23 protein-coding genes and 1 tRNA gene are annotated in these 25,303 nt (G+C 62.1%); 17 read left to right on the plus strand and 7 right to left on the minus strand.

Going from position 1 to position 25,303, the window contains the following annotated elements; genetic code table 11:
• Positions 1–50 precede the first annotated feature (50 nt).
• From EOD29_RS28840 to EOD29_RS28850, 3 genes are read left to right on the plus strand one after another with little or no spacing between them, the layout of a single operon-like run.
• Positions 51–884 carry a transporter substrate-binding domain-containing protein gene (locus EOD29_RS28840; RefSeq protein ID WP_127248626.1) on the plus strand — a complete coding sequence of 278 codons (834 nt, stop codon included), beginning with the start codon at positions 51–53 and terminating at the stop codon, positions 882–884.
• A gap of 54 nt (positions 885–938) precedes the next feature.
• Complete coding sequence (locus tag EOD29_RS28845; RefSeq protein ID WP_127248627.1) at positions 939–1,913, plus strand: amino acid ABC transporter permease; 975 nt, start codon at positions 939–941, stop codon at positions 1,911–1,913.
• Complete coding sequence (locus EOD29_RS28850; RefSeq protein ID WP_127248628.1) at positions 1,910–2,653, plus strand: amino acid ABC transporter ATP-binding protein; 744 nt, start codon at positions 1,910–1,912, stop codon at positions 2,651–2,653. The genes EOD29_RS28845 and EOD29_RS28850 overlap by 4 nt, the downstream gene beginning before the upstream one ends.
• Before the next feature lie 164 nt (positions 2,654–2,817).
• On the opposite strand, the gene EOD29_RS28855 is transcribed toward EOD29_RS28850, so the two are convergent.
• Positions 2,818–4,524, minus strand: a complete 1,707-nt coding sequence (locus EOD29_RS28855; RefSeq protein ID WP_127248629.1) for a DNA polymerase/3'-5' exonuclease PolX — start codon at positions 4,522–4,524, stop codon at positions 2,818–2,820.
• A 93-nt stretch (positions 4,525–4,617) separates the two neighbouring features.
• Positions 4,618–6,690: a DNA ligase D gene (gene ligD, locus EOD29_RS28860; protein WP_348630463.1), complete on the minus strand. Its 2,073-nt coding sequence runs from the start codon at positions 6,688–6,690 to the stop codon at positions 4,618–4,620.
• A 1,060-nt stretch (positions 6,691–7,750) separates the two neighbouring features.
• On the opposite strand from ligD, the gene EOD29_RS36135 reads away from it, so the two are divergent.
• The 6 genes from EOD29_RS36135 (at position 7,751) to EOD29_RS28890 (ending at position 12,053) form a co-directional block, all read left to right on the plus strand.
• Positions 7,751–7,927, plus strand: a complete 177-nt coding sequence (locus EOD29_RS36135; protein ID WP_164747402.1) for a hypothetical protein — start codon at positions 7,751–7,753, stop codon at positions 7,925–7,927.
• Between the two features lie 110 nt (positions 7,928–8,037).
• A complete protein-coding gene (locus EOD29_RS28870) occupies positions 8,038–8,244 on the plus strand; it encodes a hypothetical protein (protein WP_245475467.1) in 207 nt (68 codons plus the stop codon).
• A 599-nt stretch (positions 8,245–8,843) separates the two neighbouring features.
• Positions 8,844–9,137, plus strand: coding sequence for a hypothetical protein (locus EOD29_RS28875; RefSeq protein ID WP_206520511.1), 294 nt, complete (start codon positions 8,844–8,846; stop codon positions 9,135–9,137).
• The gene (locus EOD29_RS28880; protein ID WP_127248631.1) at positions 9,124–10,152 is read left to right on the plus strand and encodes a site-specific integrase; all 1,029 of its coding nucleotides are present in this window, start codon (positions 9,124–9,126) and stop codon (positions 10,150–10,152) included. Before EOD29_RS28875 ends, EOD29_RS28880 begins: the two co-directional genes overlap by 14 nt.
• A 142-nt stretch (positions 10,153–10,294) precedes the next feature.
• Entirely contained in the window at positions 10,295–11,020 is a 726-nt protein-coding gene (locus EOD29_RS28885; RefSeq protein ID WP_127248632.1) for a hypothetical protein, read from the plus strand.
• A gap of 403 nt (positions 11,021–11,423) precedes the next feature.
• Complete coding sequence (locus tag EOD29_RS28890) at positions 11,424–12,053, plus strand: hypothetical protein (RefSeq protein ID WP_127248633.1); 630 nt, start codon at positions 11,424–11,426, stop codon at positions 12,051–12,053.
• A 226-nt stretch (positions 12,054–12,279) separates the two neighbouring features.
• Here the strand turns inward: EOD29_RS28890 and EOD29_RS28895 are convergent.
• Positions 12,280–12,353 (minus strand) — tRNA-Gly (locus EOD29_RS28895).
• 134 nt (positions 12,354–12,487) lie between these two features.
• On the opposite strand from EOD29_RS28895, the gene EOD29_RS28900 reads away from it, so the two are divergent.
• The 3 genes from EOD29_RS28900 to EOD29_RS28910 all read left to right on the plus strand — a co-directional run bounded on the left by EOD29_RS28900 (position 12,488) and on the right by EOD29_RS28910 (position 14,627).
• Complete coding sequence (locus tag EOD29_RS28900; RefSeq protein WP_127248634.1) at positions 12,488–13,480, plus strand: hypothetical protein; 993 nt, start codon at positions 12,488–12,490, stop codon at positions 13,478–13,480.
• Positions 13,459–14,214, plus strand: coding sequence for a glycosyltransferase (locus EOD29_RS28905; protein ID WP_127248635.1), 756 nt, complete (start codon positions 13,459–13,461; stop codon positions 14,212–14,214). The genes EOD29_RS28900 and EOD29_RS28905 overlap by 22 nt, the downstream gene beginning before the upstream one ends.
• 149 nt (positions 14,215–14,363) lie before the next feature.
• Positions 14,364–14,627, plus strand: a complete 264-nt coding sequence (locus EOD29_RS28910; protein WP_066996803.1) for a DUF6460 domain-containing protein — start codon at positions 14,364–14,366, stop codon at positions 14,625–14,627.
• Positions 14,628–14,638: 11 nt separating this feature from the next.
• Here EOD29_RS28910 and EOD29_RS28915 read toward each other — a convergent pair whose 3' ends face one another.
• Positions 14,639–15,541 carry a histone deacetylase gene (locus EOD29_RS28915; protein ID WP_127239723.1) on the minus strand — a complete coding sequence of 301 codons (903 nt, stop codon included), beginning with the start codon at positions 15,539–15,541 and terminating at the stop codon, positions 14,639–14,641.
• 123 nt (positions 15,542–15,664) lie between these two features.
• Between EOD29_RS28915 and EOD29_RS28920 the strand changes: the two genes are divergently transcribed.
• Positions 15,665–17,005 (plus strand): MATE family efflux transporter, encoded by a 1,341-nt coding sequence (locus tag EOD29_RS28920; protein WP_164763861.1) that lies wholly within the window; start codon positions 15,665–15,667, stop codon positions 17,003–17,005.
• On the opposite strand, the gene EOD29_RS28925 is transcribed toward EOD29_RS28920, so the two are convergent.
• Both EOD29_RS28925 and EOD29_RS28930 read right to left on the minus strand, forming a co-directional pair.
• On the minus strand, positions 16,998–18,077 hold the full coding sequence (locus EOD29_RS28925) for a quinone-dependent dihydroorotate dehydrogenase (RefSeq protein WP_127214402.1): 1,080 nt from the start codon (positions 18,075–18,077) through the stop codon (positions 16,998–17,000). The two genes, EOD29_RS28920 and EOD29_RS28925, sit on opposite strands and share 8 nt — an antisense overlap.
• On the minus strand, positions 18,074–18,421 hold the full coding sequence (locus EOD29_RS28930; RefSeq protein ID WP_095799389.1) for a DUF952 domain-containing protein: 348 nt from the start codon (positions 18,419–18,421) through the stop codon (positions 18,074–18,076). The genes EOD29_RS28925 and EOD29_RS28930 overlap by 4 nt, the downstream gene beginning before the upstream one ends.
• A 110-nt stretch (positions 18,422–18,531) precedes the next feature.
• Here EOD29_RS28930 and EOD29_RS28935 point away from each other — a divergent pair, with 110 nt between their 5' ends.
• Positions 18,532–18,969 carry a hypothetical protein gene (locus EOD29_RS28935; RefSeq protein ID WP_095832228.1) on the plus strand — a complete coding sequence of 146 codons (438 nt, stop codon included), beginning with the start codon at positions 18,532–18,534 and terminating at the stop codon, positions 18,967–18,969.
• 121 nt (positions 18,970–19,090) lie between these two features.
• Complete coding sequence (locus tag EOD29_RS28940) at positions 19,091–19,750, plus strand: response regulator transcription factor (protein WP_066996819.1); 660 nt, start codon at positions 19,091–19,093, stop codon at positions 19,748–19,750.
• Here the strand turns inward: EOD29_RS28940 and EOD29_RS28945 are convergent, their stop codons facing one another.
• Complete coding sequence (locus EOD29_RS28945; protein WP_127248636.1) at positions 19,751–23,236, minus strand: PAS domain-containing hybrid sensor histidine kinase/response regulator; 3,486 nt, start codon at positions 23,234–23,236, stop codon at positions 19,751–19,753. It abuts the gene before it with no gap.
• Positions 23,237–23,486: 250 nt separating this feature from the next.
• Here EOD29_RS28945 and mscL point away from each other — a divergent pair, with 250 nt between their 5' ends.
• Both mscL and EOD29_RS28955 read left to right on the plus strand, forming a co-directional pair.
• The gene (gene mscL / locus EOD29_RS28950) at positions 23,487–23,909 is read left to right on the plus strand and encodes a large conductance mechanosensitive channel protein MscL (protein ID WP_067322891.1); all 423 of its coding nucleotides are present in this window, start codon (positions 23,487–23,489) and stop codon (positions 23,907–23,909) included.
• 103 nt (positions 23,910–24,012) lie between these two features.
• A complete protein-coding gene (locus tag EOD29_RS28955) occupies positions 24,013–25,179 on the plus strand; it encodes a pyridoxal phosphate-dependent aminotransferase (protein WP_127248637.1) in 1,167 nt (388 codons plus the stop codon).
• Positions 25,180–25,303 lie beyond the last annotated feature (124 nt).

Below are 25,303 nucleotides of genomic sequence, written 5' to 3' on the forward strand. Positions count from 1 at the left end.
AATGGCCATGACCGCATGGGACTGAACAAACAACAAGGGAACAGACGAAAATGACATTCTGGAACAGACGACAGCTGACGATGGCCGCACTCGCAGTTGCGCTTGGTGCTTATCCTGCCCATGCAGGCGCGGTGCTCGACCGCGTGATGGCGGCTGGCACGCTCAAGGTGGCGACCGACGCCAACTGGGCGCCGCAGTCATTCCTGAACGCCAACAACGAGCTTGACGGCTTCGACGTCGAGGTCGCCAAGGCGATCGGCGAGCATCTTGGGGTCAAGGTCGATTTCGTCACGCCCGGCTGGGACATCATCACGGCCGGCAACTGGGCGGGCCGCTGGGACATGCACGTCGGCTCGATGACGCCGACCAAGAAGCGCGCCGAGATCTTCGATTTCCCGGCGGTGTACTACTACACTCCCGCGGCGGTCGCGGTGCACAAGGACAGCAAGGCCAAGACGCTCGCCGATCTCGACGGCAAGGTGGTCGGCGCTACCAGCACCTCAACCTTCGAGGCTTATGCCAAAAAGGATCTGACGCTTGACGCCGCCGGGGCACCGCCATTCGAGTACAAGCTGAACCCGAAGGAAGTCCACTCCTACGAGAACTCGACCACCGCCTTCGACGATCTGCGTCTCGGTGACGGGGTGCGGCTGGACGCGGTGGTGTCGTCGCTGCCGTCGATCCTGGATGCCATAAAGGCAGGTTATCCGATCAAGCAGTTGGGCGAACCGGTGTTCTACGAGCCGCTGGCAATCGCCATCGAGCATGGCGATCCGGAATTGTCGGCGAAGATCGCCGATGCCGTGAAGGCGATGAAGGCCGACGGCACGCTGAGCAAGCTCTCGGAAAAATGGTACGGCCAGGACTACTCTAAGACGAACTAATGTGTCCAAGGCGGCCTGCCATTTGGCAGGCCGCTGAACCGCCGGTGCTCAAAGATGCTCTACCCGGATACCGTCGAGGCCGAAGTCCTCGTTCACAAGCCCTGGTTCGTGGCGACGATGTTCGGCGTCGTCCTCCTGGTCTTCATGGCGTTCAACCTGTCGGGCACCGGCTTGGCCGAATTCATGCGCCCGGTGATCGGCGAGCCGTCGGCGAGCGGCCTCTACGGGCGTTTTGCCGTGGGCTTCGCCGTCGCGGTGATCTTCACACTCAACGTGGTCCTGATCGGCTTCGCACCGCTCAAGCTGCAGATCGGCATCGTATGGCTGGAACTGCTGCTCCTGTTCATCGCCTTCTTCGAGACTTTTCACCTCAGCCTGCCTTTCATCCGCGAGAAGCTGCCGTTCCTGATCGGCCAGGGCGTGGTCACCACGCTCTATGTCTCGGCTATCTCCATCGTCATCGCTTCGGTCATCGCGGTGGCGGGCGCGGTTGCCAAGCTCTCCAACAATGGCTTCGCTTATGCCATCGCCAGCTTCTACACCTCGTTCTTCCGGGGCCTGCCGCTCTTGATGCAGGTCTACCTGATCTATCTCGGACTGCCGCAGCTCGGCTTCGTCATCAATGCCGTGCCCGCCGGCATCCTGGCGCTGTCGCTCTGCTACGGCGCCTACATGACCGAGATCTTCCGCTCCGGAATCCAGAGCATCGACCGCGGCCAGTGGGAGGCATCGCGCTCCATGGGGTTCGGCTTTGCGCTGACCATGCGCCGCATCATCCTGCCGCAGGCATTGCCGGTCATCATTCCGCCAACTGGCAACCAGTTTATCTCGATGCTGAAGGATTCCTCGCTGGTCTCCGTGATCGGCGTGTGGGAACTGATGTTCCTGGCGCGCACGCTCGGCCAGAAGACCTTCCAGCATATGGAAATGCTGATCTCGGCTGCCGTCATCTATTGGATGCTGTCGATCTGCCTCGAGCTGATCCAGTCCCGCATCGAACGGCACTATGCCAGGAGCAAGGTGCGATGAACGCTCCAGCCATCATTGAGGTCAAAGCCGTTTCCAAATGGTACGGCCAGTTCCATGCGCTGAAGGGTATCAACCTGACGGTCCACAAGGGCGAACGCATCGTCATCTGCGGGCCGTCCGGTTCGGGCAAGTCGACGCTGATCCGCTGCTTCAACCGCCTCGAAGCCCATCAGGAGGGCGAGATTGTGGTCAACGGTGTCACACTGCATGGGAGGATGAGCAACGTCGCCGCCGTGCGCTCCAACGTCGGCATGGTCTTCCAGCACTTCAATTTGTTTCCGCATATGACGGTGCTGATGAACTGCATGGCCGGACCGATGTGGGTCAAAGGTGTGCCCGCCGCGGAGGCGCGCCAGACCGCGCTCCAGTTCCTGGAACGAGTCCGCATCCCCGAGCAGGCGAACAAGTTCCCCGTCCAGCTTTCCGGCGGCCAGCAGCAGCGCGTGGCGATCGCCCGCAGCCTGTGCATGAAGCCCGATGTCATGCTGTTCGACGAGCCGACCTCCGCGCTCGACCCGGAAATGGTCTCCGAGGTACTGGACACGATGACTGGACTGGCGCGGGATGGCATGACGATGGTGTGCGTGACGCATGAGATGGGCTTCGCCCGTGCCGTGGCCGACCGCGTCATTTTCATGGACGCCGGACAGATTGTCGAGGAGGGGACGCCCGACGCGTTCTTCGGCAACCCGCGTCACGATCGGACGAAGATGTTCCTCAGCCAGATCCTGAAGCATTAACGTTCCAGGCAAGACTGCTTTTTCGCCTACGCTTTCAAAAAAATCGGACAGTCCGCTGCCGGCCCCCTTCCAGGCATTTACAGTGGCCCCTAATCGCCGAACTTGGCCAAAGCTGCTGAGGTCACACTAAGCGCTAATCTATGCTGAAAGCTAGGACCTCGATTCTATGCGTCAGCTTTCCGCGCAGGCGAGCGGCTGTTGCCGCCGGTCTTGGAATCGCGCTTGCGCTTTGAAAGGTGCGCAAGCAGAGCCGCCAAACCCATCGCGTTGAGAACCCGCGTCCTAGGAACGCCCCCCTTGCGTGCCATCTCGACACCCCAATGCATGTGATCGAGTTCGCGGATCGAATGCGCGTCCGGATTGATGCTGAAGATGCAGCCGTAGTCGAGTGCCTTCTGATGCCACCGCCAGTCGAGATCGAGCCGCCACGGATGCGCGTTGATTTCGACAGCGACACCATATCTCGCGCACGTTCTGAGGACCTTGTCGATGTCGAGATCATAGCCGGGGCGCCGCAACAACTGGCGACCGGTCATGTGTCCGATGATTGTCGTGAAGGGGTTCGCGATTGCCTCAATGATACGGTCCGTCTGCTCTTTCTTCGGCAACTTGAAGCGGCTGTGCACGCTCGCGACAACGAAATTGAACTGCTCCAATACGTGGTCCGGATAGTCAAGCGAGCCGTCGGCCAGGATGTCTGCCTCGACGCCCTTGAGGATACGGAATTTTCCATCATACCTCTTGTTCAGCCGATCCGCTTCGCGGTGCTGTTCCGCAATCTCCTGCAATGTGAGGCCGCCCGCGTAGTGCGCAGACTGCGAATGGTCGGCGACGCCATAGTACTCGAACCCGCGCTCACGGGTCGCTTCAGCCATTGCCTCGAGCGTCTCGGTGCCATCGGATGCGGTCGTGTGAGAATGCAGGATGCCATGCAGATCTTCGTCCCGGACGAGGGTAGGGAGTTGCCGCCTCGCTGCCCGCTCAACCTCGTCCCTGCCTTCGCGCAGTTCGGGTTCGATGAACTGCAGGCCCAGCGCGTCGTAGATTTCCTCCTCTGTCACTGATGCGATCAGCTTTCTCCCGCGGTAGAGACCATCGGGTTTGAGGGCGAACCCTCTCTCGGCCGCACACATCCTCAATTGCTCTAGATGGGCCGCGGAACCGGTTGCTTCGAGGAAGCTCGCGCCAAAGTGCTTCTTGTCCGTTACGACAAGCCTGAGGGTGGACTGCTCGATTTCGGTCCGCTTCTTCCCCTGCGCGACCAACGCGAGGTCGGCAACAAGTTCGCAGCCACGTCGGAAATCACCGGCGATTTCCACGCGCGAAAACTCGGGATGCGCTTGCTTCACGGAAATGATCGCGTGCTCAAGGAGGGCGGCGGCCTTGTGCAGGTGAAGCTGTGTTTCGCCGCTTCGAGCGATAGCCAGGTTCTGCAGGATTTTTGCTTGAAACGAAGCACCGAGGCCTTTGACCGGCCGGATGCGATCTGCCCTTGCTGCCGCTTCGAGCTCGGCCAACGAGTTCACGCCGAGCGCCTGATGAAGCTTCAGTATCTTGTCGGGCCGAAGGCCCGGTACGGCAAACAGCTCCATTACACCCGCCGGCACCTCCTCGCGCAGCTTCTCAAGGCGTGGGTGCGTGCCCGTTTCATAGAGCTGGCGCACAATGTCTGCGATCGCGTCACCGATCCCCGGGATTCTAGTGAGGGCGCCTGCGGCGATGATCCGGTCAAGCGGCTGCGACAACGCAGCCAGACTATCGGCCGCGCGCAGGTAAGCCTTGGTGCGATAGGGATTGCCCCCGCGCAGCGACGAGCGATGTGCGTATTCCCTTAGGAGACTGGCGACGGTCCTTGAATCGGGTTTTGCCATTGTCGAGGCAAACGGGGCCGATCTCCGCAGGTTCCAATCAGGCAAGGGCAGCGAAGAACTCCATGCTTGCTGCCGTTTTCCCGGAGTGGGGCGCTACAGATTCGGCAACGATTGGTCGGCGCGACCCCATCCCGCCAGAGCTTTATAGGCTGCACGTTTCTTCAATTCAGGAGCATCGCCGACGTGGAAATGAGAGGGCGCATCAATCGTCTTCATCTCCGCCCAGGTGATCGGCGCCGCGACGGGCGCGCCCGGTCGAGACCTTGCGCTGTAGGGCATGATCGCGGTCGCCCCGCGCTGGTTGCGCAAATAGTCCACAAAGATGCGACCTTTCCGGCGCGCCTTTGACAGTGCGGCCGTGAAGTGGGCCGGATCGCTCTGAGCGACAGCTTGAGCGAGGCGAGACGCGAAGTTTTTTACTTGCGGCCATTCGGCTTGAGGGGTGAGGGGCGCGATTACATGCACCCCTTTGCCTCCCGTCAACATCGGGAAGGTCGCGAGTCCCAGCGATTTCAGAATATCACGAAACTGGAAGGCAGCCGCGCGGACAGCTTCGAAATCGAGACCCTCATCGGGGTCGAGGTCGAAGACGAGGCGGTCGGGCTTTTCGACATCCTCGATCCGAGCTCCCCACCCATGCAGCTCGATCGTTCCCATCTGGACGCAGGTCATCAGCCCAGCGGCATCGTCGACATAAAGGTATGGCTCCTCGTGGCCGTCCTTTTCGGTGATACCCACTTGGTGGACTTTGTCGCCAAAGCTCCCGGCATCATGCTTCTGGAAAAAGCACTTCTTGGCCCGGCCCTGGGGGCACCGGACCAGACTGATCGGCCGACTGCCGACCCAGGGAAGCATGATCTCCGCGATGGCCGCGTAGTGGTCCGCGAGCTGGCCCTTGGTGATATTGGACTCCGGATAGATCACACGGTCACGGTTGCTGATGGCGATGGTGTTTGCCGGCGACGTGGTCAGCTTGGTCGTGCGACGTTCCGTCTCCAGAACGACCGCCTCCGGCTTCTTGTCTTCGCGCAGACCGAGGTAGCTCGGATGTCTCAGCGTTCCTTCGTTGGTCATCTCGGTGAAAGCAATCTCCGCGACCAGCTTGGGGCGAAGCCAGTGTGCTCCGCGAACTTCGGCTCGCGGGGCCTCGACGGTCGCGGCCTTCTGCTCGAGCGGTGCCATGATCCTCATGAGACGGAAAAGTTCAGCCGTATCGAAGCCGGTGCCGACCTTCCCGGCATAACGCAGCTTGCCACCGTCATGCACCCCCAGAATCAATGACCGGAAGGCGCGGACCTTGTCGGACGGCGTCCAGCCGACAATTACGAATTCCTGCCGCTTGATGCACTTGATCTTGAGCCAGCTTCCGCCGCGGGCTCCCACATAAGTCGAATCGGCGAGCTTCGAAACAACTCCCTCGAGACCGGCCGCGCAAAAGCGATCGAGCAGCTCTTCTCCGCGACCGAGGATATGATCGGAGTAACGAAGGACTGGGTTCTTCGCGGGCAAAATTGCCTCGAGCTTCTCCTTGCGTTCAAGGAGAGGACGCCTGGTGAGATCTTCACCGTCGAGTTGAAGGAGGTCAAAGACATAAAAGTCGATGGTGGCTGGCGCACCCTTTAATGCGTTCTGAAGCGCCTGGAAGTTTGATCTTCCGTCGGCATCGACAACGACGGCCTCGCCATCGATCAGGGCGGAGCGGACCTGGAGCTTGCGGGCTTCCGAAAGAATGGAAGGAAAACGGTGAGACCAGTCCAGGCCAGATCGCGTATAGGCCCGCGCTTCGCCGCCGCCGACGGCAACAAGAATGCGATAGCCGTCATATTTCATTTCGTGGATCCAGCGGTCGCCGGCAGGGACGGTGTCTACGAGCGTTGCCAGCTGGACGGGCCGAAAAGTGGGAAGCGCTAATTTGGTCCGGTCACGAATAGGCGACTTCGCTTGAGGAGCGCTCCACCCAGGGATTGCCTTACGCGACGTTGGCTTGACCACTCTCACGCATCCCAAACCCGAGACGAAATGGCTTAATCGCGTCCAACGCGCGATTGCTTGTTTGGTTTCGTTCCGGGGGGTGGAGCTAGTCTCCATTGTTGCTGACTCCGTGTGCCTGCGTGCAAGCCCGCAGCGGTATCGTTGCCCGAGACGGCAAGTATGCGGACCGCCCATCACGCTTCGGAAGCAGCTCCGCGATCGCCTGCATCAGCTCGTGCAGAACACCAGAGTGGCGCCTCCCGCCGATGCCCCCCGGCCATTATCGACCCGACGGTTGAATGGGTGAAACCGGGCAGCATAACAGTCTGGGTCCGCCATCTTAGAAACAGCCAAAGCTACGGCATGGTGCCGTGCAGAGCATCAGCGAAGAAGGAACCTAAAGCCGCCTTCCGGCTTCTCTCGCCATGACCACGCGCGGGATCAATTTCTTAGACCGGTGGATGGCGGATCATCTGCCGAATGCGATCACGGACGAACCAATGGCCATCGTTTACCTCGTCGAAGAGGCCCTAAAGGCTGCTGAGCGAGACGGGCATTAGCCCCGACGAGATCAGCGAGGAGGTAGGCACGGTGTTCGAAGTGATCCTGGAGGCGATGCAGAACCGAGAAGGCGGCTTGGCGGCCTGAGCTCCGGTGGATCTGTGCATTGCATTAGGAAATGTTAATGTCAGCCGCTGCAAAGGCGGCGCATAATGTCCATCTGCCCCGGCTCGCAAAACGGGGTAGAGGCCCGGCCTGCCCCGCTCTAGTCGTCCCCCGACTTTCCCCGCACGCAGGCCGGGCCGCCTCACTTGACCTGCGTAAACTGCAAATCGGAGCGGCTCGCCAGGGTCAACAGCCGGTTACAACAGGTCACTTGAACGCGTACCTGTTAACAACCCCGTCTGCCTCATTCGTGACCCGGATCCAGCGCTGTTCGTCACCGCGGAACCCGGCTATATGTTTCACGACTAGGACGAATGCAGTTGGCTTTAAGACTTCAGTCGCAGTTGCGAGCCGGGCGGCAAATCGGACACTCTTCGACCGCGTCGGGAGCACACCTAAGCCACCTACCGGCGTACAGCCCGGCTTGCCAAAAAAGGAGCCGAACCTACTCCCGCCACCCAAGGCAAGCCGGGCACCGCCGTTTGTTTATCACACCTGGGTAGGAGCGCGCCTTGGGGTCGCCCCGCCTACCGTCCAGCTGGCATCTCTATGCCGCGGGCGGGCACCGACTTTCGACAGCGCCGAACCTATGGAAAATGGCAAAAAAGAACGGGTAGATTGTGATAGCCCAGAGCGTCAATTTCGGGTGCGCTTTCTCGTTAGAGAAACGGGCATCAGCGAAGCGGAAGCGCATGACCTGATTGACCGGGTCGGCTACGAAGTTGCCTCGCTTCTTCGTGAGGCGCGGTATATCAAGGGCCATTAGGCCGAAGCGCAGCGGGAGGTCGGTTCCTGCGTTTAGCAGTCGCTATCTTCGCAACCTATATCGCCTCAGTGGGTAACGGCTGGACGCTGCAAGAGCTGATCGACGCGCGCATGTCCGTCACAGCCGGCTACCTCGACTGCCACCGGCATCAGCGGCTCGATCTGTCAGCGCTCCGCGACCGCTTCGGCCCCGATGCGCCCGCCATGGAATGGGATCTGCGGCCGAAGATGAAATGCGCGGTCTGCGGCGGCAAGCGTATCACGCTGACATATTCGCCAGACACCCGCCCGAAAGACCTTCACCGCAAGAAAGCGTAGGGTGTTTCAGGGCGCGCGTTTCGTCTGCCGCCGCCGTCACATCCTATTGTCCGTGTGCGGGTCATCATTCGGGATTTCGGAGCGAGGTAGCAACGGCCCTTCGGGGTCAAAAACAATTCCCGCATCCTCCAAGGCCTGGCGGATAGCGGCAACATGGCGTGCATCGGGTTCCTCGACCCGTTCTCAAAATCGACCATCGATTTGCGCCCTACAATTCGGGGTGGGCCAATCCTGGAAACTGCATCCCGTTCGCCACAGGGACAGGGCAAGGACGCGCGCCAAGCCCTTCGCAGGTAGAAGTGAAGGGCGGGGGCGCGAGAAACCTCTGCTCGCGTCACTCGTCGCCGCCAGCTTTGGGCGGGAGAAGTTCACCTTTTTCAGAGATGAGTTGAAAGAAGCTCTCTGCTCTGCAGAATTCTACGCTGCGGTTATGAAGCTCGATCTTGACGCTCTGCAGAAAGCGTCCATCGAAAAGCAGCAACCTGTTCAACTCATCGAACACAAACCATCGCTTACGATCTAGGCGCATCGCGACCGGCGGGCGTTAAATCAACGACCCGCCGACCGGCCGCTATAACGCTTACGGTTAGGAGATCGCAATGACATTCACAGCAGAACTAATCTATCCTTTATCGCCAGAAGCACGTCGGGGGTATGACCGAAGGGAGGCAGCATCCTATGTCGGAGTGAGCCCAACGCATTTCGACAAACTCGTCCGGATCGGCAAGATGCCGGGGCCTGTGCAGCTTCTCGGCCGCAAGGTTTGGGATCGTCGAGCGTTGGATCATGCCCTGGACGCCCACTCCAATTTGCAAGTTGGCGGCGAAGCCGGCTCCATGGACGAGCTTGATCGAGAACTCGCTGCGTCTGAGGCGAAGCATGGTCACAATTGAACTGAAAGGCCTACACCGAGTAACGGCGAAGGGTCGCGTCTACTGGTATGCATGGCGTGGCGGTCCGCGGCTGGCTGGCAAGCCTGGGTCACCCGAGTTTTTGGCCTCGTACAACGAGGCGGTTACCAATCGACAGTCGACCGATAGCAGCAGGGTCCGTTCGCTTGTGACGCTTTATAAGGCCAGCGCCGACTATAAGAAGCTAGCGGATTCCACCCGCAAAAACTGGGGCCCGTGGCTCGACCGGATCGGCGGGCATTTCGGGGAGCTTCGCATAGCCCAATTCGACCGGCCCGAGAAGATCAGGCCAATCATTCGGCAGTGGCGGGCGAAGTATGCAGACAAGCCGAGGACGGCCGATTACGGAATGCAGGTTCTCTCTCGTCTCCTCGCGTACGCCGTCGATCCTCTGGGAAAAATCTCTTCGAATCCATGCGAGGGCATAAAGCAGATCTACAACCGCACTGATCACGATCGGTCAGAAATTATCTGGACCGAAGCGGACATCGAGCATCTAAGGAAGTTCTGCTCCGCGGAAGTAGCTCATGCTGTCGACTTGGCCGCGCACACCGGTCTAAGGGTCGGCGACTTGCTCCGGCTGTCCTGGTCGCATGTCGGAGAGGACGCCATCACTATAACTACTGGCAAGAGCAAGCACCGCCGCGAGGCAGTGATCCCGCTCTATGACGCGCTGCGCGACGTCTTGGCGAAGATCCCGCGCCGCTCGCCGGTGATCCTGACCTCGAGCAAGGGCCGGCCGTGGGTCAAGGACGGCCTGGGCAGCTCATTTGTGAAGGCAAAGAAGGACGCCTGGCCGGAAGGCGAAAACCTCAACTTCCACGACCTGCGTGGCACCGCCTGCACGAAGTTCTACATCGCCGGCCTGACGGAGCGCGAGATCGCCGAGATCATGGCTTGGGAGGAAGAAACCGTCTCCCGCATCATCCGTCGCTATGTAAGCCGCAGCGCGGCGATCAAGGAACGGATCCGGAAGCTGAACGAGGCTACCAGGTAAGCCTTCATCGGTGGCGGGCGATCCGGTTCGGTCCGGTGGTCGCTATTGCGGCAACAACGCACTATACATAAATAACGGAAGGGAACATTGCGCCATTGAGGGGGCTTATTTGATCTTTGAGTATACCCCGCCCCAGACTCCAATGGAGATAGCATTCGGCGGGCATCGTTGCGTGAACGCATCGGGTCCCATCCAACTGCAGGACGACGAACGCTTTCTGGATTTCCTTGAGAGTTCCGGCGTGCCGCCCAGGACTGACGTTTACATTAACTCCGGCGGTGGACACGTTCAGGCAGCCATGAACATGGGCCGCATCCTGCGTGAGCGCTGGATGGCGACTCATGTCGGTCAATACCTTCTCGACCATACGAATGGCGGTCCTGACAGCCCCGTGGTTCCCAGGCGCTTCGTCGATGGCAGGTGCATGAGCGCCGCCACTCTCTTCTATCTTGGCGGAAGGCTTCGTTATCTTTCAGGGGGCTCTGAGTTCGGTGTGCATCAGTTCTCTTTCAGAGATCCGGAACCAAGCCTTCTGGGGTTGTCGCAAATTCTGTCGTCTAAAATTGCTCGCTACATTTCGGACATGGGCATCCCGCCGGAATTCCTCGAGATATCAGCTTCCACCACAAGTGACGGAATCAGGCTGGTCGATCATGTGGAGCTTCGTAACCTGGCGGTCGTCACTGACGGCGAAACGCCAGTCCAGTGGACAGTGCAATCAAGAAACAACGCCTTGTATGTGAGAGGAGAAAGGGACTCTCTCTATGGGCATCACAAGATCTGCCTTGGCTTTATCAAGCCTTCCTTCTATCTGCATGCCGTGATTGAAGCGCAGGGTCGTGAAGAGCACCTGACGCAATTCCCCTAGTAGAATTGCTAATAGGTATGAGTGGCGACCGCGCTATCGATCTCTCAGAAAGATGCGGCCGCGAGATCCAAGGCGCATACGTAAATGTTTTCGCCATGCTGTCAGACGAGGAGGCCAGCGAACTCGCCAATTCTGACGGGTTTGGCGTTAGGATAAGGGCTTCGTCGGAGGCTCCCTTGTTCTTGGGCACAGCGCCGATGGCGATAAAAGGTGCGGAAGACCTCATCAGGTCGTTCGTAGTTAGCCTTACCAGGGGCTGAGTTACAGGCGGCGCCTGCGCTGCAGCGTTCAGTTTACCGCGGACACGCCACCGGGGCAGTCAGGTTAGCGGGTCAGTGGGAAAACACGCTGCTACCCGGGAGTGACGTTGGCGAGTTAGCGACCCCTCTGCTAGATAACGTCCATGGGGGCGTTTCTGGAACAGCTTCAAAAGGTCTGGCCGCTTGTGTCTCAGGCGGGTTGGCAGTTCGCCACGCTGGCGGCGGCCATCTTTTTTGCCGGATGGCTTTTGGGGCGTTTTATGTCGAACGAGCGTATCGAAACCTTGAAGGAGCGCATAGAGGCGTACAAGGAGAAGACTGGAGGTGCGACTCCAGAGCAAGCCAGCGCAAGGATTGCCGAACTCGAAAGAAGGTTGGATGAAGCGGCTTATGATCCCAGGCTGCTGAAACCCGATCAGCTAGCCAAAATGGCAAAAGCCCTAAGCGGTTACCCGGCTGGACAGCTAATGGTGTCCAGAGACGCTGGGAGTGCCGAATCAATCAAGGTCCAAGCCCAAGTTGTCAAATTCTTCAAGGACCAAGGCTGGTCAGTGAAAACCGGCGCTACCATGGGTATATCGAATCCGCCGCCAAGCGGGATTGTCTTGTTTTGTCGAGAGCCGGTAGCCCTCACAATCAATATGCCGGCGGTACGCGCCGCGCTGGATGCAGGCGGGGTTCCATATGAGATGCGGTTTACTAAGCCGCATCCGCAGGTCGAGGCCTTGCAATTGAATTTCAGCGACGCAGAGGACGGTTTTTGGCCGCGTTAGCAGGACGAACGGTTCTGAAAATCGACTGAGACGAGCCACTGAAGAACCCCGATAGATGACGATCACCGGCAGGTAAATTGCCCGGACGAGCAGCGCCGCGATGTCGTGTAGCGGGCGTCAGGACGGATCCAGATGGAACCGATCCTGAACAGATCGTGTAAAACTCGGTGTAAAACCGCCTGTTTTGGTCACTTGCGAAATCATCTCAAACCCTTGCAGCGCAAGGTGGAGCGGGTAGCGGGAATCGAACCCGCGCGTTCAGCTTGGGAAGCTGACAGGCTACCATTACATCATACCCGCGCAACAGCCTCGTTACCATGATGGCCCCGCATCTAGCAATCGGCGATACATTGAAAGCCGAGAGCCATCCACCGGCGCTTTGACGCCGCGCCACAACATGGTAATGGCTCAGGGGTTAAGGGTGGGGACCCAGCTTGGAAATCAATGTTCGGAAGAGGAAGCGAGCCTCTCGCTCCGGAAAAGCCTTTGCTGTGGAAGATCTCGGATTCCTGCTGAGGCTTCCTGTTTTTGTATTCGTCTCTCTTTTCGTGCCTGAGAAGAGATGGCGCAGTGTCTGCCTTTGGCTGGAGCGGCTGAAACGGGCGCCTGAGTCTCGGCGCGACGTTGGTGACCAACCGGATCTTGCCGCCTTTGGCATAGCCGGCCGCGAGGACCGGCTCCGGGTCGACGCGATGCGCAGCGAACACAACATCCAGATCGTCCGCGAGTGGCTCGTCGGCTGGCGACCCGAGATCGAACTCCTCGGCGCCGAGCATCTCGATGCGGCGCGCGAACAGGGCCGTGGCGCCGTCCTGTGGATTGCGCATTTCGCCTTCAATGCGCTTGCGGCGAAGATGGTTTTCGCCAAAGCCGGCTTCGATGTCTTCCATGTCAGCAGGCCCGAGCACGGTTTCTCGAAATCGCGCTTCGGCATCCGGTTCCTCAACCCGATTAGAACCGGCGTCGAGCTCAGACATGCCGCGGGCCGTATCGTGATCGACCGCGCGAATCCCGCCGCCAGCATGAACGAGGCCAGGCGGGTGCTTCGCCAGGGCAAGTTTGCGTCCATCACCGCTGGCGCCTGGGAGGGTGAGTTGCTCGTGCGTGCGCGAATCGGCCAGTCGGTCATTGAATTTGCGGGCGGCGCGCCCCGGTTGGCCAGGATCGCCGGCGCTCCCCTGCTGCCGGTCTTCGTCGTTCGTGACGACAGCACAGGCAAGATACGGGTGACTGTGGAAAATCCGATCGATCTTGATCGCAGCCAGGACAAGGCCGAACTGATCCAGAGCGCCGCGCAAGACTTCGCCGATCGGCACCTGGCCTATCTGAAGGCCAGTCCCCACCAGTGGCGCGACTGGGGCAAGTTGAAGGCTCACCAAGGCACCTTGATCGAGACGGAAGCCGGATGCCTCTCTTCAGCATTCTGATCACCGACGACGGCACCGAGCACCTTTCCGGGCTCGTTGCCGAAAACATCCACTCGCTCACGGCTGCTCATCCGGGCGACGAGCACCGCCTGTTCCGGGAAGCGGAGTTGGCGGAGTTCATTTCGACGCATTTCGGAGCAGAGGTGCTTTCGGCTTTCAGGACGCTGCGACCTTATTCATACAAGGCGGACCTCGCCAAATATTGTCTGCTTTATGAGCAAGGCGGCCTTTATGCCGATCTTTCCTATTTCTTCCTGCGCGGAGTGCCTCGCGCCGATGGAAAATTGTCGATCTTTCGCGATTTCCTCAGCTCGACCCCGTGGGACACCAGCATCGGGGTTGTTGCCGCGCCGCCTCGCCACAAGGCGCTCGCCAAGGCGATCGAGCTTGTCTGCGCCAATGTGAAACGGGAATATTACGGGCCGACTGCGCTCTGCCCCACAGGCCCGACCTTGTTCGGCAAGGCCGTCGCGCTGACCTGCGAACCGGAAGACCTCATCGTCGGCGAAGCCCTCAGGTCTGTGCCATCTGCCGCGCCTCTTCAGCCGTCCGCGGATTTCGGCCATTGCCTCAGCCATGATGGCGAGCCGGTCGCGATCAAGCGTAAGCGGGGCGGCAAGCCGATATCGCACCTCGGTATCGGCGGCGGCAACCGCTACAACAGGCTGTGGCGCTCCAGGGAAGTCTACCGCGACCGGCCGCTTTGGGCCCGCATCTTCCGGTGGAGAATCTGACCGAGCGAGCCACGTGTGCCGGCCGGATCGGGCTATCAAGGCCGCCGGCACAATAGCTTCGCGCGCGGCCTTCGGCTTGATGCCGGGTATCCGAGTGCGTATTTCTGAGGTCGCGCCCCGAATCGGGCAGCTCGAACCGGAGAACGGCCTTGTCCGCACTGACACGCTTTCTCGGCGATACGCCACTCAGGGTGCTTGTGAAGCTGCTGGTGGTTTCCTTCCTTGTCGGCCTCGTCATGCACGCTTTCGGCTGGTCGCCGATGGACGTGCTCTACGGCATCCGCCAGTTCTTCATCGACCTGTGGAATCTCGGCTTCCATACTCTCGACCGCTTCCTGGGCTATATCCTGCTCGGCGCCGCGATCGTCGTGCCCGCCTTTATCCTGCTCAGGATTGCGAGCTACAGGAAGTAGCCTGGCGAGCGTCAGGCATACGCGGCCGCGACCTCGAACAGAATGGCGTGGCGCGCGGCAAGCGCCGGCACGTCGCTCGAATAGCCGCCGCCGATGACGCCGCATAGCGGGACGTCGGCCTTGCGGAAATGGCTGATGACCAGCTCCTCGCGGCTGCGCAGGCCGTTGTCGGTCAATGTCAGCCGGCCAAGCCGGTCCTCGGCATGGACATCCACGCCGGCATTGTAGAACACGATGTCCCAGCGCCGCCTTGCGCAAAGCTCTGGAAGAATGGCGCCGAGCCGGTCGAGATAGGCAGCGTCGCCGGTGCCGTCCGGCAGCGCGATATCGACATCGGAGGCGATCTTGCGCGCCGGATAATTGCGTTCGCCATGCATGGAAAAGGTGAAGGCGCGCGGCTCATCCTTCAAAATGTCCGCCGTGCCGTCGCCCTGATGCACGTCGAGATCGACGACCAGGATGTTTTCGACGGCGCCCTCCGCAAGCAGGACCAGGGAAGCCACGGCCACGTCGTTGAAGGTGCAGAAGCCCGCGCCTTGGGCACGCCTGGCATGGTGGCTACCGCCGGCGGCGTTGCAGGCTATGCCGTGTTTCAGCGCCAGCCGCGCCGCCAGCACCGTGCCTGCCGTTGCTAGCTGCGCTCTCAATGACACGCGCTGGCTGACCGGGAAGCCGATCTCGCGCTCGATCTTTTCAGGCACCTCGCAAGTGAGCACCTGGTCGACATAGCCGGCCTCGTGCGCGAGCTTGAGCCACGCCGCCGGCGCCCGTTCCGGCATCGAAAGCGCTCCCGCTGCTGCCAGCCCGCGGCTGTGCAAAGCCTCCATCAGCAACGGATATTTGCTCATCGGAAAGCGGTGATTGACGGCAAAGCCGGCGTCGTAGTCGGGATGGTGGACGATCTGCAAAGGCATGATGGGGCGGCCTGCGCCAGAGCTGGAATTCGGTTGGCCGTCACCCGATGGCGATTGCGCGGCAGCGGCAAACTGGGGCACATCGGCCGTTCTAGCAAGCCGCAATGAGCAAGGCAGCAATCCTTGGACAAGGGTGCGACCCACATCAACGCCGGGACCTTCATCGTCACCAACCGGTCGGTGCTGGCGATCGCGGTGCCGATGACGCTTGCCTATCTGACGACGCCGCTGCTCGGCATCGTCGACACCGCGGTGATCGGGCAGTTCGGCGATGCGGCTCTTCTCGGCGGACTGGCGGCAGGCGCGCTGGTCTTCGACGTCGTCTTCACCACCTTCAACTTCCTGCGCTCCGGCACCACCGGCCTCGTCGCTCAGGCTTTCGGACGCGGCGATCCGCTGGAGGAGCAGGCGGTGCTCTGGCGGGCCGTGCTGATCGCGGTCGTCGCCGGCGTGGTGCTTGCAGCACTTGCGCCGCTGTTTGCGGTAGGCGGCCAGTGGTTCATGGGCGCCGAGCCGCGTGTCAGCGCGGCGATGTCGGTCTATATCCGCATCAGGCTCATTGCCGCGCCCTTCTCGCTCATCAACTATGCCATCTTGGGCTACGTGCTGGGGCGTGGCGAGGGTGGGATAGGGCTGATGCTGCAGGCCGTGCTCAACGGCATCAACATCCTGCTCTGCTTCCTGCTCGGCCTCGAGCTCGGCTGGGGCGTGGCGGGCGTTGCCTGGGCGACCGTCACCGGCGAGTTCCTGGCCATGCTGCTCGGCCTTGCCATCGTGCTGAGGCGATTCCGCAAGCTGGAGCGGCCGTCGCGCCGGCGCATCCTCGACCTGCCGGCTTATCGGCGCATGCTGTCGCTCAACCGCGATATCATGATCCGTTCCTTCTCGCTGCTTGCCGCCTTCGCGCTGTTCACCAGGCAGGGCGCGCAGTTTGGCACGGTGACGCTCGCCGCCAATGCCGTGCTGATGAACTTCTTCCTCGTCGCCGGCTATTTCCTGGACGGCTTTGCCACCGCAGCCGAGCAATTGGCAGGCCGCGCCATCGGCGCGCATGCGGCCGCTCCTTTCCGGCAAGCCGTCCGGCTGACGCTGATCTGGGGCGTTGGCCTGGCGGCGGTCGCCAGTCTTATCCTGCTGACGGCCGGCGCACAGCTGGTGGCGATGGTGACAACCGCTCCGGAGGTCCGCGCGGTCGCCGACACTTATCTGCCCTGGGCGGCCTTCACCGCGCTGAGCGGCGTGCTCGCCTTTCAGATGGACGGCGTCTTCATCGGCGCCACCTGGTCGCGCGACATGCGCAACATGATGCTCCTGTCTTTCCTGGCCTTCGCCGCGGCACTGATCACGCTGGCACCCGCCTTCGGCAACAACGGCCTATGGGCCGCGCTGCACGTCTTTTTGCTGGTGCGGGGTTTCAGCCTGCTTGCGGTGCTGAGGCTCAGGATGCGCACGGCATTCAGCTGATCGGCTTTGAAGCCCAGCGCTCGCAAGCCGAGTCGCGCAAATCCTGGATCGAGCCAAGCCGCTCGCGCTCCACAAACCGCGCCATGCCGGCAACGATGCGGCCGGGCAGCGCCGGGCCGGCATAGATCATGCCGGTATAGAGCTGGACGAGATCGGCGCCGGCGCGGATCTTCTCCAGCGCGGTTTCCGCCGAGTCGACGCCGCCGACCCCGACGATCGTCACTTGTGGGCCGAGCAGCTTGCGCATCCGGGCGAGTACCGCCGTCGAGCGCTCGAAAAGCGGCTTGCCTGACAGCCCGCCGACTTCGCCGGCCAGACTTGCGCTGCGCAACCCGACCCGGGCAAGCGTCGTGTTGGAGACGACAACCCCGTCGATCTTTTTCTCGATGACTTCGGCGGCGATGTCTTCCAGTTCCGCTTCAACGAGGTCCGGCGCGATCTTGAGGAAGATGGGCGGCTGAACCGACGCAGCCGCGCGCGCCGCCACCACGCGCGACAGGAGTTCGCCCAGTTGCTCGCGCGCCTGCATGTTGCGCAGGCCCGGCGTGTTGGGCGAGGAGATGTTGACCGTCAGATAACTGGCATGGGCCGCGAAGCGGGCGACGCCGCGCTCATAGTCGGCAATGCGGTCGGCGCTGTCCTTGTTGGCGCCGATGTTGACGCCGACAATACCCGGCCGCCCTTTGCGCGCGGCAAGCCGTCTTTCGGCGGCCGCATGCCCTTCATTGTTGAAGCCGAGCCGGTTGATCACCGCTTCGTCGGCGGTCAGCCGGAAGATGCGCGGCCTCGGATTGCCGGGTTGCGGCAGCGGCGTGATGGTGCCGACCTCGGCGAAGCCGAAGCCGAGTTTGAGCAGCGCGTCCGGCACTTCGGCGTTCTTGTCATAGCCGGCCGCCATGCCGAGCGGGTTCGGAAAATCGAGCCCGCAGACGCTGACCTCGAGCCGCGCGTCGCGCGGGGGAGGCGAGGCGGCCGGCAGGCCGCAGCGCAAAGCCGCGATCGACAGGCCATGCGCCGTTTCCGGGTCGAACGAGAAAAGCAGCTTTTGGCCGATCCGGTCGAGCACGCTCATTCGTCCTCCAGCGGCGGGAATTCGTGGCCGTCGGCGCCGAGCGGCAACGGCTTCACCCAGAGCACGGCGTCGAGGGCGAGCGCGGCGTAGAGATGCGGGAACAGGGCGCCGCCGCGCGACACCTCGTATTTCAGCGCGTCGCCCAGCTTTGCCGCGTCGACAGCGATGAGAAGCAGGTCCGCCTGGCCGGCGAAATGCTTGGCCGCCGTCTCGCGCACTTGAGTTGCGGTGGAAAAGTGGATGAAGCCGTCGGCGATGTCGATCGGCGCTCCGGTGAAGCGGCCGTTCCGTTCCGCTTCGCGCCACATGGCTTCAGGCGCGATCTTGTAGATAAACTGAGACATTGGCGCGCTATAGTCCGAACGATACATGGGGGAAAGGGTGCTTGCGAACTCTTCCCCATTTCAGGCGCAAACCTGTGATATTGTTCGCACAACGGCTCATGGAGGATAACATGCGTCTGCAGCACATTCTAATCCCGGCGGCGCTTTGCTCGCTGGTCGCCGCATCGGCCTATTCCGAGGAGACGGACCGCTATCGGCTCGAAAAGTCCGCCAACGGCTATGTCCGAATGGACACCCAGACCGGCGCCATGTCGATCTGCGAGGAGCGCTCCGGCCAGCTCGTCTGCAAGTTGGCCGCCGACGAGCGCTCCGCCTTCCAGGACGAGATCGACCGGCTGCAGAGCACGGTGAAGGCACTCGACGAGCGCGTCGCGAAGCTCGAGAACTCGCTCTCGGCCCGGCTGGAGTCCCAACTGCCGAGCGAGGAGGATTTCAACAAGACGATGAGCTACATGGAGCGCTTCTTCCGCAGCTTCATGGATATCGTCAAGGACATCGACAGGCAGGAAGGCGACGGTGCCACGAAGCCCAGCCCGCAAAAGACCTGAGCTCCCGGGAAAAAGCCTGCGCGCGCGGCCTTTGCCGCTTGAAAACGCGCCGCGCCGCCGCATAATCGTTCCGATCCCGTAAGAAAGCACACAACCGGCGATGGGATCCGGGGAGGAATATTTGCCGTCGGGCCACACTTTCGTCATTGCCGACGACCATCCGCTATTTCGCGGCGCGCTAAAGGAAGCGCTGGCCGGCATAGGCGACGTTGCCGCCATCCATGAGGCCGGCGATTTCGAAAGCGCCAAGGCGCTGGTCGTCGCCAATGAAGACATCGACATGGTGCTGCTCGATCTGTCGATGCCGGGCGCCAGCGGCCTGTCCGGACTGATCTCGCTGCGCGGCATCCATGCCTCGGTGCCGCTGGTGGTGGTGTCGGCTCATGACGATCCAGCCACCATCCGCCGCGCGCTCGATCTCGGCGCGTCCGGCTTCATCTCCAAATCGGCAAGCATGGAGGAGATACGCAGCGCCGTCCTGACTGTGCTTGCCGGCGATATCGCAGCACCCGCCGGCATCGAGCTCGGCGTCGAGCGCGACCCGGAGATTTCCGATCTGATCAAGCGCCTGCAGGCGCTGACGCCGCAGCAGACGAGGGTGCTCGGCATGTTGGCCGAAGGCCTGCTCAACAAGCAGATCGCCTATGAGCTCGGCGTCTCCGAAGCCACCATCAAGGCGCATGTTTCGGCTATATTGCAGAAGCTCGGCGTCGACAGCCGCACCCAGGCGGTCATCCAGCTTTCCAAGATCGGCGGCGACCCGCTGCAGCCGGTGAGCTGATCATTCCGCCGCGGGCGCCAGTGCCCTGACCCTTGCCATCATCGAGCGCAGCACGGCAGGCTTCAGCGGCTTGTTGATCACCGGCACATCAAGCAGACCAGCAGCAGTGCGCACCTCGCTGGAGCGGTCTGCGGTGACCAGCACGCAGGGCAGATCCTTGCCGTAGGTGGCGCGCAGCCTGGCGATGGCGTCGAGCCCGGTACCCCCGTCGAGATGATAGTCGGCGAGCACCACATCCGGCCTTGCCGCACCCGGGCGCATCAGGTCCTGCGATCCCGAAGCGGTCTCGACGCTGCAGCCCCAGCCTTCGAGCAGCAGGCGCATGCCGTCGAGGATGCGCGCGTCATTGTCGATGCACAGCACATTGAGTCCGGCAAGTGAGGATGGCGCGCGCGCGGAGGCCTTTCCCGTCTCGCGCGGCGGCGCCGCGATCGCGGCGACCGGCAGGATGACGGAAAAACGCGTGCCCTTGCCGGGGCTGGAGAAGATGCGGATCTCGAGCCTGAGAACCCTGGCGATGCGGTCGACGATGGAAAGGCCAAGGCCAAGGCCTTCGGCCTCGCGAGCGCCCTCGTCCAACCGGGTGAATTCGTGGAAGACGGTGTTCAGCTTGTCAGCGGCAATGCCGATGCCGGTGTCGATCACCTGGATCTCGGCCAGCTCGCCGCGCCTTCTCACGCCGACCAATATGCGGCCTTCGCGCGTGTATTTGATCGCATTGGAAACGAGGTTCTGGATCAGCCGGCGAAGCAAATTGCGGTCGGTCATCACGCCGAGCGACGACGGCATGATTTTCAGGCCGAGCTTCTTTTCGGCGGCGAGCGGGCGAAAATCGTTGCCGATCTGGCCAAGCAGCCCGCCGAGGCTGAAGGCGGTGTCCTCGGGCTTCAATGCGCCGGCGTCGAGCCGCGATATGTCGAGCACCGCGCCGAGGATGGTCTCGACCGATTCCAGTGAGGATTCAATGTTGGTCGCGGCCCTGCCGGCGGGCCCCTTGCCGGCCTTTTCGATCAGCGAGGAGCAATAGAGCCTGGCGGCGTTGAGCGGCTGCAGGATGTCGTGGCCCGCGGAGGCGAGGAAGCGCGTCTTGCTGAGATTGGCCTCCTCGGCAAGCATCTGCGCCTGCGCCAGCTCCTCGTTGACGCGGGTGAGCTCGGCGGTGCGGCTCCTGACCCGCTGCTCCAGCGATTCATTGGCCCGCTTCAGCGCCAGGTCCTGCTCGACGCGGCCGGAAATGTCGGCATAGGTGGCGACGATGCCGCCGTCGGGCATCGGGTTGGAACGCAGCTCCAGGATGCGGCCGCTGGTCCTGAGCTCCATCTGCCAAGGACCGACGAAGCTGGTCAGCCGGTTGAGCATCGTCACCCGCTGGTCGGCGGCGATATCGCCGCGCTCGGCCAGATGCCGCAGGATCTGGTCGAGCGACACGCCCACTTGGCCCATCTCGTCAGGCAGATCGAACAGCGCCCGGTATTGCCGGTTCCAGCAGATCAGCCGCAAATCCCGGTCGAAGACGGTGATGCCCTGCTCCATCTGGTCGAGCGCGATCTGCAGCAGGTCGCGGTTGTGCTGCAGCGCCTCGGTGGCGTCGTCGAGCAGCCGGAAGGCATCCTTGGAGTCGCGGTCGTTGCGGCGGAACAGCAGCGACAGGATCAGCCGCGCCGACGACGACCCGACGGCGCTCGCCAGCAACTGCTCCGAGAAACGGATGACGTCCATGCTGGCCTGTTCCTTGCCGTGCAGGGAGACGTTCGCGTTCTTCTCGAAGGACTGGAAGGAGCGCTCGGTGCGCTCGACGCCGAGATAGCGGGAAATCGTATCCTTGAGGTCATTGACCGTGACCGCGGTGCGGAAGCGGCGCAGGCTTGGCATCGGCCCCGCCTCGCGCGGCACGAAGATCGCCGCCTGGATGCGCTCCAGCGGCACCGATGCGCGGGACAGCGAACCCATCACGAAGAACAGCGTGTTGACTGACAGGCTCCACAGCACGCCGTGGTTCAGCGGCTCGCCGAGGGTGCCGAACAGCGCCTGGGGTCTCAGCGCCTCGAAGCCGAACAGTCCATGGACGACAAAGTCGGAGCCGGGACCGACGAGGGAAGGGAGCAGCAGCGTGTAACCCCAGACCGCGATGCCGGCGACCATGCCGAGCGCGGCGCCCCGGCCATTGGCGCGGCGCCAGATCAGCCCGCCGACCAGGGCGGGCGCGAATTGCGCGATCGCTGCGAAGGACATCAGCCCGATCGAGGACAGCCGCGCGCTGTTGGTGCTCTCGCGGTAATAGAGGAAGGCGATGAACAGCATGATGAAAATCGACGCTCGCCGAACGTTCAGGATCAGCGTCGACCAGTCTTCGTTCTCCGAAGAAGTGGTCTTGAGCAATCGACGCACGAACAGCGGGATGACGAGGTCGTTGGAAATCATGATCGACAGCGCCACGCTCTCGACGATGACCATGGCGGTGGCCGCCGACAGGCCGCCGATGAAGGCGATCATCGCCAGCACGTCGTGGCCGCTGAATAGCGGCAGCGACAGGACGTAGAGGTCGCTGCTGGTCCTTGCGCCGACCAGCGACAGCCCGGCAAAGGCGATCGGCAGGACGAAGAGGTTGATCGCCACGAGATAGAGCGGAAACACCCAGGTCGCGGTGCGCAGCTCGGCCTCGCTGCGATTCTCGACGATGGTGACGTAGAACTGGCGCGGCAGCATCAGGATGGCGAAGCCGCTCAAGGTCGTCAGCACCAGCCAGGTGACCAAGGACGTGTTGTAGCCCATCGCCTGGCGCACCTCGGCATTCGCCCCGAGCGTCGCCAGCATGTCGCCGGGGCCGCCGAAGATGAGAAACGTGACCATAAGGCCTATGGCGAGGAAGGCGGCGAGCTTGACCACCGTCTCGACCGCGACCGCCAGCACCAGCCCGTCCTGGTGCTCGGTGGCGTCGGCGTGGCGGGTGCCGAACAGGACCGCAAACAGCGCCAGCAGCATCGCCACCACCAGCGAGATGTCGCTTACAAAAGGATCAAAGGAAGGCGGCGATCCCGTATAGTGCTCGATCATCAGGCTGACCGAGCCGGAGATCGCCTTGAGCTGCAGCGCGATATAGGGCACGGCGCCGACCGTGGCGATCAGGGTCGCGATCGCCGCGACGGCAAAACTCTTGCCGTAGCGGGCGCCGAGAAAGTCCGCAATCGAGGTGATCTTTTCGCTCTTTGCCAGCCGGACGATGCGGTTGAGCAGCGGGAAGCCGAACACGAAGACCAGCACCGGGCCGGTGTAGATGCCGAGGAATTCGAGACCCCGCTCGGAGGAGAGCCCGACCGAGCCGAAGAAGGTCCAGGAGGTGCAGTAGATGGCGAGGCTGAGCGCATAGATGGAGGGCCGTGCGCGGCCGAGTCCGGCTGCCACGGAGCGCCGGTCGCCGACGCTGGCGATGGCAAAAAGCAGCGTCACATAGGCGATCGCGATGATGACGACGAACCAGCCTTGCACGGTTCGAACTTCCTTCCTGACCGGCTGCTCGTCCGGTTATCAAACGCAACCACAGCTTTGACGCCAAGTCCACCGCGGCTTTCGGCGCATAGGTGCTTGGTGACGCCCAGAAGCGCGAACCGGTTAGGCACAAACCGGCGGCTCCGACCTTTTTCCGGTTTTGCAACTGGGGGTTTTTGTTATTGTGGCTTCGGGGCCGGCGCCGGAGAGCCGGGGCGGCAGCGCGGCCCGTTATGGCAAGGAGGGTCGGATGCTGAAAGAATTCCAGGAATTCATCTCCAAGGGCAATGTGATGGACTTGGCCGTCGCCGTCATCATCGGCGCCGCCTTCGGCAAGATCGTCGATTCGCTGGTCAATGACATCATCATGCCGATCATCGGCGCGATTTTCGGCGGGCTTGACTTCAACAATTACTTCTTTGGGCTGTCCTCCAATGTGCACTCGGCCACGCTGGCCGAAGCCAAGAAAGAGGGAGCCGTTTTCGCCTATGGCAGCTTCATCACCGTCGTGCTGAATTTTCTGATCCTCGCCTTCATCATCTTCCTGATGGTCAAGGCGGTGAACAATCTGCGCAGGCGGCTGGAGCGAGAGAAGCCTGCGACTGCCGCGGCGCCGCCGCCGGCGGATGTCCAGCTTCTGACCGAAATCCGCGACCTGCTCGCCAGGAAATAACGCATCCAACGTTCTCGCTGGACCAAAGTCCCGGCCGCTTGCGGCTGGGGTTTTCTGTTCAGTGATCTGGTAAGAGCGCAGCAAAACGAGCACGGATTTGTCCATGATCCTGAGTGAGACCTTGCGCGCAGAAGCCCGTGCTGCCCCCGAAAGCGGCATTGTCGCCGTCGTCAATCATGGCCGCTTGCGCGAAGGCCTGATTCCTCTCTGGGCCGGAGAGGGCGACCTGCCGACGCCTTTCTTCATCAGCGATGCCGCCGCAGGCGGCCTCGCCAATGGCGAGACCTTCTACACCTGGCAGAAGGGCATTCCCGAGCTTAGGCAGGCGCTCGCCCGCTACTATGCCAGGCATTTCGGCCAGCGCTTCGCCGAGGAAGAATTCATCGTCACCGGCTCGGGCATGCATGCCATTCAACTGGCCATCGACGCGATCGCCGGCAGCGGCGACGAGGTCGTCTATCTCTCGCCGGCGTGGCCGAATTTCGCTGCCGCCGCCGGTGTTGCCGGCGCTGTTCCCGTGCCGGTCACGCTCGACCAGTCCGGCAATGGCTGGTCCTGCGATGTCGACAAGATCGCAGCCGCCATAACGCCGCGTACCAAGGCGCTGTTCATCAATACCCCCTCGAACCCGACCGGCTGGACAGCCGACAAGGAAACGCTTCAAGCGATCCTCGATCTGGCCCGCACGAAGAAGCTTTGGATCATCGCCGACGAGATCTATGCGCTGTTCCACTATGGCCACGGCCGCGCGCCGTCTTTCCTCGATATCGCAACGGCGGAAGACCGCATCCTGTTCGTCAACAGCTTCTCCAAGAACTGGGCGATGACCGGCTGGCGAGTCGGCTGGATCAAGACCCATCCGGCGCTGCAGCAGGTGTTCGAGAACCTGATCCAGTATTCGACCTCGGGCGTCGCCCAGTTCATGCAGCGCGGCGCGGTTGCGGCCCTCGACGAGGGTGACGGCTTTATCGTCGAGCAGGTGGAGCGGGCACGTGCGGCGCGCGATCTGGTCTGCGACATCCTGGGTGCCACCGGCAAGGCGCGCTTCACCGTGCCGCAAGGTGCGTTCTACCTGTTCTTCACCGTCGACGGCATCACCGATTCCCGCGCCGCCGCCTTCGACATCGTCGACAACGCCAATGTCGGCCTGGCGCCCGGCACGGCCTTCGGCCCCGGCGGAGAGGCCTTCCTCAGACTGTGCTTCCACCGCCGCCTCGATCAGCTCGAGCAAGCGGCAAATCGCCTGGCGAAATGGATGAAGACGGTGTGAGACGGGCGGCTTCAGCCGCCTGACTTCGGCACCAGGAGTGGAATAACCCGGTCGCTCTTGGCGACGGCCGGGCGGCCGGAGGCGGCATAGGGGATGCCGAGCGCGTCCCAGGTCTCGACCAGCG

Source organism: Mesorhizobium sp. M1A.T.Ca.IN.004.03.1.1 (assembly GCF_003997555.1).
GTDB lineage: Bacteria > Pseudomonadota > Alphaproteobacteria > Rhizobiales > Rhizobiaceae > Mesorhizobium.